This window comes from Pantoea sp. CCBC3-3-1 (assembly GCF_007981265.1).
Classification (GTDB): Bacteria; Pseudomonadota; Gammaproteobacteria; order Enterobacterales; family Enterobacteriaceae; genus Erwinia.
Genome location: NZ_CP034363.1, coordinates 951,077 through 963,989 on the forward strand (window position 1 = coordinate 951,077; position 12,913 = coordinate 963,989).

Genomic DNA, 12,913 nt, shown 5'->3' on the forward strand with positions numbered 1-12,913 from the left:
GCCTTAAGCGGAATCAGAGATGGCCGAGCCTCGTTTTATTCATTTACGCGTACACAGCGACTACTCCATGGTAGATGGACTAGCCAAAACTGCTCCGTTGGTGAAAAAAGCGGCGTCGCTGGGAATGCCTGCGATTGCCATTACCGACTTCACCAATCTTTGCGGGCTGGTGAAGTTTTATGGTGCGGCACATGGGCAGGGCGTTAAGCCGATTATCGGCGCTGATTTCAACGTTGCCAGTGAGGCAATGGGCGATGAGCTGTCGCAGCTCACCATTCTCGCAGCCGACAATACGGGCTATCAGAATCTGACTCTGCTGATTTCCCGCTCTTACCAGCGTGGTTACGGCCCGGCTGGCCCGGTTATCGACAGAGACTGGCTGATTGAGCTGAATGAAGGTTTGATCCTGCTTTCCGGTGGGCGCCGGGGTGATGTCGGCCAGATGCAGCTGCGCGGCAACCATGCGCAGGTAGCGGAGTGCCTGGGCTTTTACCAGCAGTATTTCCCGGATCGCTACTATCTGGAACTTATCCGCACCGGGCGGCCGGATGAAGAGAGCTGGCTGCATGCTGCCGTTGAGCTGGCTGTCGCTCAAGGCATTCCGGTCGTGGCGACCAATGAGGTTTGCTTCCTTGAAGAGAGCGACTTCGACGCGCACGAAATCCGCGTAGCCATTCACGATGGCTTTACGCTGGACGATCCAAAACGTCCGCGCCTTTACAGTCCTCAGCAATATCTGCGCACCGAGGAAGAGATGTGTGAGCTGTTCTCAGACATCCCCGAAGCGCTGGCTAACAGCGTAGAGATTGCTAAGCGCTGTAACGTGACCATTCGTCTTGGCGAATACTTCCTGCCGCAGTTCCCAACCGGGGAAATGACCACGGAAGACTTCCTGGTGATGAAATCGAAGGAAGGGCTGGAAGAGCGTCTCGAATTTTTGTTTCCCGATCCAGAAGTCCGCCTGCAAAAGCGGCCTGAGTATGATGAACGTCTGGATATCGAACTTAATGTTATCAACCAGATGGGCTTCCCTGGCTACTTCCTGATCGTGATGGAGTTCATCCAGTGGTCGAAGGATAACGACGTGCCGGTGGGGCCAGGACGTGGCTCAGGTGCCGGTTCGCTGGTGGCCTACGCGCTGAAAATCACCGACCTCGATCCGCTGGAGTTTGACCTGCTGTTCGAACGTTTCCTTAACCCGGAACGTGTATCCATGCCCGACTTCGACGTCGATTTCTGTATGGAAAAGCGCGACCTGGTGATTGAACACGTGGCCGAGATGTATGGCCGAAAAGCGGTTTCGCAGATTATCACCTTCGGTACGATGGCGGCGAAAGCGGTTATCCGCGACGTAGGCCGAGTGCTGGGTCATCCGTATGGTTTTGTCGATCGCATCTCCAAGCTGGTTCCGCCCGATCCCGGCATGACGCTGGAAAAAGCCTTCGCCGCTGAGCCGCAGCTGCCTGAAATTTACGAAGCGGACGAAGAAGTTAAAGCGCTGATCGATATGGCGCGCAAGCTGGAAGGCGTCACGCGTAACGCCGGCAAGCACGCTGGCGGCGTGGTTATCGCGCCAACGCAGATCACCGATTTTGCCCCGCTCTATTGTGACGAAAACGGCAACCATCCGGTAACCCAGTTCGACAAGAACGACGTGGAATACGCCGGACTGGTGAAGTTCGACTTCCTCGGCCTGCGTACGCTGACCATCATCGACTGGGCGCTGGAAATGATTAACGCCCGCCGCAAAAGGCAGGGCGAAGCGCCAATCGATATTGCTGCGATTCCGCTGGACGATAAAAAAAGTTTCGATATGCTACAGCGCTCCGAAACGACGGCGGTATTCCAGCTTGAATCGCGCGGCATGAAGGATCTGATTAAGCGTCTGAAGCCGGACTGCTTTGAAGATATGATCGCACTGGTGGCATTGTTCCGTCCGGGGCCATTGCAGTCGGGCATGGTAGATAACTTCATTGACCGTAAGCACGGCCGTGAAGCGATCTCTTATCCGGATATTCAGTGGCAGCACGAGTCCCTGAAGCCGGTGCTGGAACCGACCTATGGCATCATCCTGTATCAGGAACAGGTTATGCAGATAGCCCAGGTGCTGGCGGGTTACAGCCTGGGCGGCGCGGATATGCTGCGTCGTGCTATGGGTAAAAAGAATCCGGTTGAGATGGCCAAGCAGCGCGGCGGCTTTGAAGACGGGGCGAAATCGCGCGGCGTTGACGGCGAGCTGGCGATCAAAATCTTCGACCTGGTGGAGAAATTCGCCGGTTACGGCTTTAACAAATCGCACTCGGCCGCTTATGCGCTGGTTTCTTACCAGACGCTGTGGCTGAAAGCGCACTATCCGGCCGAATTCATGGCGGCAGTAATGACGGCCGATATGGATAACACCGAAAAAGTGGTGGGGCTGGTTGATGAATGCTGGCGGATGGGACTGAAAGTACTGCCGCCAGATATTAACTCGGGCCTTTATCCGTTCCACGTCAATGATGATGGCGAAATCGTTTACGGTATTGGCGCAATCAAAGGCGTGGGCGAAGGTCCGATCGAGGCCATCCTGGAGGCACGTAATAAAGACGGCTATTTCCGCGAGCTGTTCGATCTCTGTGCCCGCACCGAGACCAAAAAGCTTAACCGTCGCGTGCTGGAAAAGCTGATTATGTCGGGCGCCTTTGACCGGCTGGGGCCTCATCGCGCTGCGTTAATGAGTGCGCTAAACGATGCGTTGAAAGCGGCCGATCAGCATGCCAAAGCGGAAGCGATCGGGCAGGCCGATATGTTCGGCGTGCTGGCGGAAGCGCCTGAGCAGATTGAACAATCTTACGCTGACGTACCCCGCTGGCCGGAACAAATCCAGCTTGATGGCGAAAGAGAAACATTAGGGCTTTACTTAACCGGGCACCCGATCAATCAGTATCTGAAAGAGATCGAGCGCTATGTTGGAGGAATGCGCCTGAAAGACATGCACCCGACCGAACGTGGCAAAATGACCATGGCTGTTGGTCTGGTGGTGGCGGCCCGCGTGATGGTAACAAAACGCGGTAACCGGATTGGTATCTGTACGCTGGACGACCGTTCCGGTCGTCTGGAAGTCATGTTATTCACAGATGCATTAGACAAGTTCCAGCATTTGCTGGAAAAAGACCGTATCCTGATCGTCAGCGGACAGGTCAGCTTCGATGACTTCAGCGGCGGCCTTAAAATGACCGCTCGCGATGTGATGGACATTGATGAAGCTCGCGAAAAATATGCACGCGGGCTTGCTATCTCGCTGACGGACAGGCAAATTGATGACCAGCTTTTAAACCGTCTCCGTCAATCCCTGGAACCTTATCGTTCGGGGACTATTCCGGTACATCTCTATTATCAGAGAGAAGATGCGCGGGCGAAGTTGCGCTTCGGTGCAGCGTGGCGCGTATCACCCAGCGATCGTTTATTAAATGAATTGCGATCGCTGATAGGGTCGGAGCAGGTGGAACTGGAGTTTGACTAAAACAGGAATATTATGAGTCTTAATTACCTGGATTTCGAACAGCCAATCGCAGAACTTGAAGCGAAAATTGATTCGCTGAAGTCGGTTGGCCGTCAGGATGAAAAACTGGATATTAATCTGGATGAAGAGATTCAGCGTCTGCGCGAAAAAAGCGTAGAGCTGACGCGGAAGATCTTCGCCGATTTAGGTGCATGGCAGATCGCCCAGCTGGCGCGTCATCCTTTGCGTCCCTATACGCTGGACTATGTCCGCAACGTGTTTACCGATTTTGACGAGCTGGCAGGCGATCGCGCCTATGCAGATGATAAAGCCATTGTTGGCGGTATCGCTCGTCTGGAAGGTCGCCCGGTGATGATCATTGGTCATCAGAAGGGTCGCGAAACCAAAGAAAAAATTCGTCGTAACTTCGGTATGCCAGCACCAGAAGGCTACCGTAAGGCACTGCGTCTGATGGAAATGGCCGAGCGTTTTAACATGCCAATCATCACCTTTATCGATACGCCGGGTGCTTATCCAGGCGTGGGCGCGGAAGAGCGCGGACAAAGCGAGGCTATCGCACGCAATCTGCGTGAGATGTCTGGCCTGACCGTGCCGGTCATCTGTACCGTTATCGGTGAAGGCGGCTCCGGCGGCGCGCTGGCTATCGGCGTGGGCGATAAAGTGAACATGCTGCAGTACAGCACCTACTCGGTGATTTCACCGGAAGGCTGTGCGTCGATTCTGTGGAAAAGCGCTGATAAAGCACCGCTGGCTGCCGAAGCAATGGGCATCATTGCTCCTCGTCTGAAAGAGCTGAAACTGATCGATACGGTGATCCCTGAGCCACTGGGCGGCGCGCATCGCAACCCGCTGGCAATTGGTGAATCGATGAAAGCGCAGCTGCTGGCCGATCTGGCCGAGCTGGATGTGCTGACCAAAGAAGAGCTGCTGGATCGTCGTTATCAGCGTCTGATGAGCTACGGCTACGCTTAAGTTTCTCGTACGCCGTAAGGCGGATTTTGTTGGGTGTTTCGCTACAGGATGTAAGTCCACTGGTGAATGACCTGGCGAAATCCGCCTTTTTTATTGCCTGTCGATCTGTAAAAAGCCAGGCAGATCAAATTTTCGGATATTTTTTCTTGCTCAACATGCCGATGCCGTTTTTGATAACAGCGTGCCCGGATGGGGTACGCTTTTGTTAAAAGGAACAGGTATGGGACATTACGAAATACGGAAATCAACGAAGCTAACGGATCAGCCCTGGTATTTTGTGCTGGTAGCGAGTAATCACGAAATCATCGCCACCAGCGAGATGTATGCCAGCAAACAAGGCGCGGAGAACGGAATAAAATCGGTTCGTTCCAATGCGCCTTCACAAGACGTAAGAGATAAGACCTAAGTAAAGCGAGGCGGGGTACCTCCGCCTCTTGCTCCCCGGTAAGGATCCACGGCGCTCCGAATGAGATCCACTTTACCGGTGACGACCTTCAGGGCAGGTTTTGACCTGGCCGTACAGCCACCGATCCCGAATTTTTCCCGGCGAAGCGGCATTATTCGCTATGCTTACTCCTTGCCGTAATTTTACCAGGAGTCAGTATTGAATATTATCGCGATCATGGGGCCGCAGAACGCTTTCTATAAGGATGAACCCATCCGTGAACTGGATGGCGCGCTCCGCAGCCAGGGATTCCAGACCATCTACCCAAAAGATGCCAACGATCTGCTGAAGTTAATTGAGCATAACCCTCGCATTTGCGGCGTCGTTTTTGACTGGGATGAATACAGCCTGGATCTGTGCAGCGAAATTAATCAGCTGAACGAGTACCTGCCGCTCTACGCCTTTATTAACACCCATTCCACCATGGATGTCAGCATCAACGAGATGCGCATGGCAATCTGGTTCTTTGAATATGCTCTGGCGGCCGCCGATGATATCGCCCAGCGCATCCGTCAGTACACCGATGAATACATCGATACCATTACGCCGCCGCTGACTAAAGCGTTGTTCAGCTATGTCAAAGAGGGTAAATACACCTTCTGTACGCCAGGACATATGGCCGGCACCGCCTTTCAGAAAAGCCCGGTGGGCAGCCTGTTTTACGACTTTTATGGGGCGAATACGCTTAAAGCAGACGTTTCCATCTCCGTAACGGAGCTGGGTTCGCTACTGGATCACACCGGCCCGCATCTTGAAGCTGAAGAGTATGTGGCGCGCACCTTTGGCGCGGAACAGAGCTACATGGTCACAAACGGCACGTCCACTTCGAATAAAATTGTGGGAATGTATGCCGCAGCGGCGGGAAGCACGGTACTGATCGACCGCAACTGTCATAAGTCACTCACGCACTTACTGATGATGAGCGATATCATCCCGATTTGGCTTAAGCCGACCCGTAACGCGCTTGGCATACTCGGTGGTATCCCGAAGCGGGAATTCACAGAAGAGAGTATCTCGCTCAAGGTTGCCCAAACCGAACGCGCCAGCTGGCCGGTGCATGCGGTGATCACCAACTCGACTTACGATGGCTTGCTCTATAACACGCAGTACATCAAAGAGACGCTGCCCGTTCCCTCAATCCATTTTGATTCAGCCTGGGTGCCGTATACCAATTTTCACCCAATTTATAACGGCCTCAGCGGCATGAGCGGTGAGCGCACGCCGGGTAAAGTCATCTACGAAACGCAGTCAACGCACAAACTTTTGGCTGCCTTCTCCCAGGCTTCACTGATCCACATTAAAGGCGATTATGACGAGCAAACCTTTAATGAGGCCTACATGATGCATACGACAACTTCGCCCAACTACTCCATCGTGGCGTCGATTGAAACGGCGGCGGCGATGCTGCGGGGGAATCCGGGCAAACGCCTGATAAATCGTTCTGTAGAACGCGCACTGCATTTCCGCCGGGAAGTTCAGCGTCTGCGGGAAGAGTCGGAAGGGTGGTTCTTTGATATCTGGCAGCCGGAAGGTGTTGAAGATCCTGAATGCTGGCCGATCCAGCCTGGCGAGGAGTGGCATGGGTTCGCCGATGCCGATGCCGATCATATGTATCTGGATCCCATTAAAGTCACCATTCTGACGCCGGGTATGAGCGAGCAGGGGATGATGAGCGAAGAGGGAATTCCGGCTGCGCTGGTGGCGAAATATCTGGATGAACGCGGCATCGTGGTCGAAAAGACCGGGCCTTATAACCTGCTTTTTCTGTTTAGTATCGGCATCGATAAAACGAAAGCAATGAGCGTGCTGCGCGGGCTGACTGAGTTTAAGCGTTCTTACGATCTGAATCTGCGGGTAAAAAACATGCTGCCGGATCTCTACGCGGAAGATCCCGATTTTTATCGCAACATGCGTATTCAGACGCTGGCGCAGGGGATTCATACGCTGATCCGTCAACACGATCTGCCACGACTGATGTTACAGGCTTTCGACACCCTGCCTGAAATGAAAATGACGCCGCACCAGATGTTCCAGCAGCAGGTGAAAGGCAATGTGGAAACGGTCGATATCAGCGAGCTGGTTGGGCGGGTTTCAGCCAATATGATCCTGCCTTATCCGCCGGGTGTTCCGGTGGTCATGCCTGGTGAGATGATTACCGAAGAGAGCCGCGCGGTATTGGATTTCCTGCTGATGCTCTGCACCATTGGCCGACATTATCCCGGCTTTGAAACCGATATCCACGGCGCGAAACTGACCGAAGAAGGGCAATATCTGGTGCGCGTTCTAAAAGCGTAGTTCCTTCTGCTATTGTCGGCGACGGCGACTCTGCGTAAGGTAGCGCAGGGAAGCAATCATTGAGGAATCACCATGTTAGGTATTAAGCAGGTTCACCACATCGCTATTATTGCCAGCCGCTATGAGACCAGTAAGGCGTTTTACTGCGACGTTCTGGGCTTTACGCTGATGGGCGAAGTGTATCGGGAACAGCGGGATTCATGGAAAGGCGATCTGGCACTGAACGGCCAGTACACCATTGAGCTGTTTTCCTTTCCGTTTCCGCCCGCCCGGACAAACAATCCTGAAGCCTGTGGCCTGCGTCATCTGGCGTTTAGCGTCGCCGATATTGATGCCGCTAAAGCGCATCTGGAAGAGAAAGGTGTGGTTTGCGAAGCCATTCGCGTCGATCCGGTAACGGACAAGCGCTTTACCTTCTTCTTTGATCCGGATGGTTTGCCGCTGGAGCTCTATCAGGCGTAAAATAGCGCCTTATCGATCCGGCCGATGATGGCCGGATCGCCTCAGCCGCGGAACGATCATGTCACTGCTTCATCTTCAACAGCATCTTGTCGGGCAGAAACGCCTGCTGGTAGCCTACAGCGGCGGGCTGGACTCCAGCGTATTGCTGCATCAGCTGGTCTGCTTGCGCCAGTCCGATCCGCGCCTGCATCTGCGGGCAATTCATATCCACCATGGCCTGAATCCGCTGGCGGAGAGTTGGGTTGCCCACTGTCAGCAACAGTGCGCCGAATGGCAGGTTCCTCTTACCGTGCTCAGAGTCAGCGTGGACGGACGCAAAAAAGGTATCGAAGCGGCAGCCAGAGAGGCTCGCTACCAGGCATTTCGCTGCCATTTGCAGGATGGCGAAAGCCTGGTGACTGCCCAGCATCTGGACGATCAGTGCGAAACTCTGCTGCTGGCGTTAAAAAGGGGAAGCGGTCCGGCGGGCCTGGCGGGCATGCCGTCGGTCGCCCGGTCGGGAACATATCAGCATCTGCGGCCCTTGCTTTCGCAAACCCGGCACCAGCTGGAAAGCTGGGCCGCGGAATACGCTTTGCGGTGGATCGAGGACGACAGCAATCAGGACACGCGTTACGACCGTAATTTCCTGCGCCAGACAATTATTCCACAGCTGAGCCTGCGCTGGCCGCACTTCTCCCAGGCGGTTTCCCGTAGCGCCGCGCTGTGTGGCGAGCAGGAGCAACTGCTGGATGAGCTGCTGGCCGAGTCGCTGGCCGAGCTGCTGGACGATCGGGGCGCGCTGGCCATTGCGCCGCTGGAAAAGATGAGTGAAGCGAGGCGAGGCGCACTGCTGCGCCGCTGGGTCAGGCACCATCAGGGGCTGATGCCAGCAAAAGATGCGCTCTCGCGGATATGGCGGGAAGTTGCCTGTAGCCGTGAAGATGCGGAGCCGCGTTTGCAGCTTGGCAACGTTGAGGTGCGTCGTTTTCGCCAGCGGCTCTACTGGCTGGCAATAACCGAGCCGGTGCGCGATAAAATCATCGACTGGCCTTTGTCGGAAACCTCGCTGGCGTTGCCTGCGCAGATGGGCAAGCTGGTTCGTTGGGATAAAAGCGCTGGCGATCGGACAACAACGCGTAATGAGCCTGTCTGTACAGATACGATTCGAGCACCTGTTGCCGGAGAAACCGTCAGTATCCGCTTTCAGGCGCAGGGAAAATTGCATATTGTTGGCCGTGTCGGCAGCCGGCCGCTCAAAAAACTCTGGCAGGAACTGGGTGTTCCGCCATGGCTGCGTGAGCGTACGCCACTTATTTTTTATGGCGATCGCCTGATCGCCGCACTGGGCGTCTTCGTTACCCGTGAAGGCGATCCTTCTGAACAACCTTGCTGGCAAGTTTGCTGGCAACATAACGAGCAAGCGTCATGAAATATATAACAGGGCCGCTGCTACTGCTGGCGGTAATAAGTCTGCCGGTACTGGCAGAGGGCAATGTGCAGGCTGGCCAACAGAAAGCCGCAAGCTGTCAGGGATGTCATGGTAAGGAGGGTAAAGCATCGGTTGGCCTTTATCCCAATCTGGCCGGGCAGAATGCTGCCTATCTGGAACAGGCATTACATGCTTATAAAAAAGGGGAGCGCAGCGCGGGTCAGGCGGCCGTAATGAATGCCTTTGTAGCAGGATTAAGCGATGAAGATATGGCGGATTTGTCGGCTTACTATGCCAGCCTGAAGTGAGATAAGGGGCGGAATTGCTTCCGCCCATGACGGTTAATCAGATTCGCTGACAACGACAGTACCCAACTCAGGATGGGTGAAGCTGGCTATATGGTCCAGGCGGAGTTCGCGCGTTTCACCGGACAGATCGACAGCCAGATACTCCACGTTTTTGCGTGACACCATATCCAGCGCCCGTGCTTTCAGCTGCTCGCCGTTTTTCAGTGCCAGCGCCAGCGTCCACTGTTTTTGACAGGCGAGTTCCAGGTTGTCGTAATCATCGCAGTTGATCGGTTTGTAGGCTTCATTCGTCAACATAATCGCTCACCAATAAGTTTGCAGCAGCGTAAGCTGCCTGTTCCCTGATTGAAGAGTGTAGCTCAGGATTTGCGGCTACCTCGTTCAATACTTTCAAAACGCAGGCTATTGCGTCCGGCACGTATCCCAGGTCACCGCTGCCGATTTCGGCATACTTGCGGCGAACTAATTCACAGTAATCCACATGCACCTCAAGCGTTTTCTTTGGCGATTTAACGACTATAACACAGGATTTTGCGTGAAATCAGCTTGTCGAAGGGTGATTTGCTGTGTCAACAGGTTACAATGACCGCCGATAATTTTAAGGATCTCTATGGCACTCAAAGCGACCATCTATAAAGCAACGGTGAACGTTGCCGATATGGACAGAAATGTGTTTATCGACAGCAATCTGACGCTGGCTCGTCATCCTTCCGAAACGGAAGAGCGGCTGATGCTGCGGCTGGTGGCGTGGCTGGTTAATGCGCATGAACGTCTGGTCTTCACTCGTGGCTTAAGCGCGGAAGACGAGCCGGAAATCTGGCTGATGAACGACCATAACGGTATTGAAGTCTGGGTGGAGCTTGGCCTGCCGGACGAACGTCGGGTCAAAAAAGCCTGTAACCGCTCCGCCAGCGTTTATCTCTACTGTTATAACGCGCGTGCCGCGCAAATCTGGTGGCAGCAGAATCAAAATAAACTGGCCCAGCAGGATAACCTGACCGTACGTTTCATTGATGACGAGCAGCTGAAAGCATTGACGCAGCTGGCTTCGCGCTCGATGAATCTACAGGCAACCATGCAGGACGGTACGCTCTGGCTCTCTGATGAGCAGAACCATATTGAGCTGCGCTTTACCGACTGGCTGATTAACGGCAAGCTGGCATGATTGTGCTGTCACGCAATGCCACCATTCAGGACAGCGAGCTGGACATTACGGCGATCAGAGCGCAGGGAAATGGCGGTCAAAACGTTAACAAAAGCTCTACGGCGATCCATCTCAGGTTTGATATCCGTGCCTCAAGCCTGCCGGAATTTTACAAAGAGCGTTTGCTCGCCGCCAGCCATCATTTAATCACCCCGGAAGGGATAGTGATTATCAAAGCGCAGGAATACCGTAGTCAGGAAATGAATCGCGAAGCGGCGCTAAAGCGGCTGGAAAATCTGATTCAGGAACTGACGGTGGTGGAGAAAACCCGACGGGCCACACGGCCAACGCTGGCCTCGAAAAAACGGCGTCTGGAAGGGAAAGCGCGCAAGGCATCGACCAAGGCGATGCGGGGGAAAATGCGGGGCGTGCAGGACTAATCTGCTGGCGGTCGGTTCGGGTGTAAGGAAACAGGCAGGGAAGGCTCATGCTGAACCAGCGGATGTGACTCGCCACATCAGAACGTTAAAGCAGCGGCGGACTTCGTCCGCCGCCCTGGCGTTAACCTTTGATTTCGCTTACCAGGAAATCGAGGATTTCACCGGTTTTAATCATGCGTTTTTCACCTGCGCGACGAGATTTGTACTCAATCTCTTCGCTGTCGAGGTTACGATCGCCGATTACGATGGTGTGCGGCACGCCAATCAATTCCATATCGGCAAACATCACGCCTGGGCGCTCTTTACGATCGTCCAGAATGACCTCAATCCCTTTAGCACGGAGCTGTTCATACAGCGCTTCTGCCAGCTCTTTCACGCGGAAAGATTTGTGCATATTCATCGGCAGGATGGCAACCTGGAACGGTGCCAGCGCGTCAGGCCAGATAATACCGCGGTCGTCATGGTTCTGCTCGATTGCTGCGGCCACGATACGGGTGATACCAATTCCGTAGCAGCCCATCGTCAGCGTCTGATTGCGGCCATCTTCACCCTGAACCGAGGCTTTCATCGCTTCGGAATACTTGGTGCCGAGCTGGAAGATATGTCCCACTTCGATACCGCGTTTGATCAGCAGCGTACCTTTACCATCCGGGCTGGCGTCGCCTTCCACAACGTTGCGAATATCGGCCACGCGCGGTAGCGGCAGATCGCGCTGCCAGTTGATGTTGATGAGATGCTTGTCGTCTTTGTTCGCGCCCGCGCAGAAATCGCTCATGGCGGCAACGGTACGATCAACCACCACGGGCAGCGTCAGACCAACCGGGCCCAGAGAGCCAGGACCCGCGCCCAGTGCGGCACGGATCTCTTCTTCGGTCGCAAAAGTCAGTGGCGCAGCAACGATATCGATTTTTTCAGCTTTCACTTCGTTCAACGCGTGATCGCCACGAACCACCAGGGCAACCAGTGAATGGCCGCTCTCTTCGGTCGCTTTAACCAGCAGCGTTTTAACGGTTTTTTCAATCGGCAGTTTGAACTGCTCGACCAGCGCCGCGATGGTTTTGGCGTTCGGCGTATCGATTTCGCTCATTGGCTGAGTCGCATCGGCACGCACGCCCGCTGGTGCAACCGCTTCTGCCAGCTCCATATTGGCCGCGTAGTCAGATTCGGTAGAGAAGATGATGTCATCTTCACCGCTCTGTGCCAGCACCTGGAACTCATGAGATGCGCTGCCGCCGATTGAGCCGGTATCGGCCTGAACAGCACGGAAATCCAGGCCCATACGGTTAAAGCACTGGCTGTAGGCGCGGTACATATCATCATAAGTCGCCTGCAGAGATTCCTGCGAGGTATGGAACGAGTAGGCGTCCTTCATGATGAACTCACGTGAACGCATAACGCCAAAGCGAGGGCGAACTTCGTCACGGAATTTCGTCTGGATCTGGAAAACGTTCAGCGGCAGCTGCTTGTAAGAACTCAGCTCGTTACGGATCAGGTCGGTGACCACTTCTTCGTGCGTGGGACCTAACACAAAAGGACGGTCGCCGCGATCGGTAATACGCAGCAGTTCAGGGCCATACTGCTCCCAGCGTCCGCTTTCCTGCCACAGATCGGCAGGCTGCACTACCGGCATGGAAATCTCGATAGCACCGGCGTTGGTCATCTCTTCACGCACGATGTTTTCAACTTTTTTCAGTACGCGCAGGCCAGTGGGTAGCCAGGTGTACAGACCGGAGGCCAGTTTACGGATCATCCCGGCGCGCAGCATCAGCTGGTGGCTGATGACTTCGGCGTCGGCAGGCGTCTCCTTCTGAGTGGAGAGCAGATATTGAGTAGTACGCATGAGTTACGATTCCAGTTAAGCAAAACGCTTACATTAAGCCAGGCAAAAAATTGCTGGCGGCTAGTGTACCAGCGTGTTCAGAGTCTCAAAAGAT

Annotated in this window: 12 protein-coding genes; 9 read left to right on the plus strand and 3 right to left on the minus strand. The window is 54.4% G+C overall.

Annotated features, from left to right (window positions below; translation table 11 throughout):
- Positions 1 to 19 precede the first annotated feature (19 nt).
- The 7 genes from dnaE to EHV07_RS04290 all read left to right on the plus strand — a co-directional run bounded on the left by dnaE (position 20) and on the right by EHV07_RS04290 (position 9,395).
- Complete coding sequence (gene dnaE / locus EHV07_RS04260) at positions 20 to 3,502, plus strand: DNA polymerase III subunit alpha (protein WP_147195424.1); 3,483 nt, start codon at positions 20 to 22, stop codon at positions 3,500 to 3,502.
- A 12-nt stretch (positions 3,503 to 3,514) separates the two neighbouring features.
- Positions 3,515 to 4,474 carry an acetyl-CoA carboxylase carboxyl transferase subunit alpha gene (gene accA, locus EHV07_RS04265; protein WP_147195426.1) on the plus strand — a complete coding sequence of 320 codons (960 nt, stop codon included), beginning with the start codon at positions 3,515 to 3,517 and terminating at the stop codon, positions 4,472 to 4,474.
- A gap of 220 nt (positions 4,475 to 4,694) precedes the next feature.
- On the plus strand, positions 4,695 to 4,880 hold the full coding sequence (locus EHV07_RS04270; RefSeq protein WP_147195428.1) for a YegP family protein: 186 nt from the start codon (positions 4,695 to 4,697) through the stop codon (positions 4,878 to 4,880).
- 198 nt (positions 4,881 to 5,078) lie between these two features.
- On the plus strand, positions 5,079 to 7,214 hold the full coding sequence (locus EHV07_RS04275; RefSeq protein ID WP_147195430.1) for a lysine decarboxylase LdcC: 2,136 nt from the start codon (positions 5,079 to 5,081) through the stop codon (positions 7,212 to 7,214).
- Between the two features lie 72 nt (positions 7,215 to 7,286).
- Positions 7,287 to 7,676, plus strand: coding sequence for a VOC family protein (locus EHV07_RS04280; RefSeq protein ID WP_147195432.1), 390 nt, complete (start codon positions 7,287 to 7,289; stop codon positions 7,674 to 7,676).
- 55 nt (positions 7,677 to 7,731) lie between these two features.
- Complete coding sequence (gene tilS, locus EHV07_RS04285; RefSeq protein WP_147195434.1) at positions 7,732 to 9,087, plus strand: tRNA lysidine(34) synthetase TilS; 1,356 nt, start codon at positions 7,732 to 7,734, stop codon at positions 9,085 to 9,087.
- Positions 9,084 to 9,395 (plus strand): cytochrome c, encoded by a 312-nt coding sequence (locus tag EHV07_RS04290; RefSeq protein WP_147195436.1) that lies wholly within the window; start codon positions 9,084 to 9,086, stop codon positions 9,393 to 9,395. Before tilS ends, EHV07_RS04290 begins: the two co-directional genes overlap by 4 nt.
- Before the next feature lie 33 nt (positions 9,396 to 9,428).
- On the opposite strand, the gene rof is transcribed toward EHV07_RS04290, so the two are convergent.
- Both rof and EHV07_RS04300 read right to left on the minus strand, forming a co-directional pair.
- Positions 9,429 to 9,692 (minus strand): Rho-binding antiterminator, encoded by a 264-nt coding sequence (rof, locus tag EHV07_RS04295; RefSeq protein WP_147195438.1) that lies wholly within the window; start codon positions 9,690 to 9,692, stop codon positions 9,429 to 9,431.
- A complete protein-coding gene (locus EHV07_RS04300) occupies positions 9,679 to 9,876 on the minus strand; it encodes a YaeP family protein (RefSeq protein ID WP_147195439.1) in 198 nt (65 codons plus the stop codon). The genes rof and EHV07_RS04300 overlap by 14 nt, the downstream gene beginning before the upstream one ends.
- Positions 9,877 to 10,005: 129 nt before the next feature.
- Here EHV07_RS04300 and EHV07_RS04305 point away from each other — a divergent pair, with 129 nt between their 5' ends.
- Together EHV07_RS04305 and arfB are read left to right on the plus strand one after the other, a co-directional pair.
- On the plus strand, positions 10,006 to 10,560 hold the full coding sequence (locus tag EHV07_RS04305) for a YaeQ family protein (RefSeq protein ID WP_147195441.1): 555 nt from the start codon (positions 10,006 to 10,008) through the stop codon (positions 10,558 to 10,560).
- The gene (gene arfB / locus EHV07_RS04310; protein WP_147195443.1) at positions 10,557 to 10,979 is read left to right on the plus strand and encodes an alternative ribosome rescue aminoacyl-tRNA hydrolase ArfB; all 423 of its coding nucleotides are present in this window, start codon (positions 10,557 to 10,559) and stop codon (positions 10,977 to 10,979) included. Before EHV07_RS04305 ends, arfB begins: the two co-directional genes overlap by 4 nt.
- Before the next feature lie 121 nt (positions 10,980 to 11,100).
- On the opposite strand, the gene proS is transcribed toward arfB, so the two are convergent.
- The gene (gene proS, locus EHV07_RS04315; protein WP_147195445.1) at positions 11,101 to 12,819 is read right to left on the minus strand and encodes a proline--tRNA ligase; all 1,719 of its coding nucleotides are present in this window, start codon (positions 12,817 to 12,819) and stop codon (positions 11,101 to 11,103) included.
- Positions 12,820 to 12,913 lie beyond the last annotated feature (94 nt).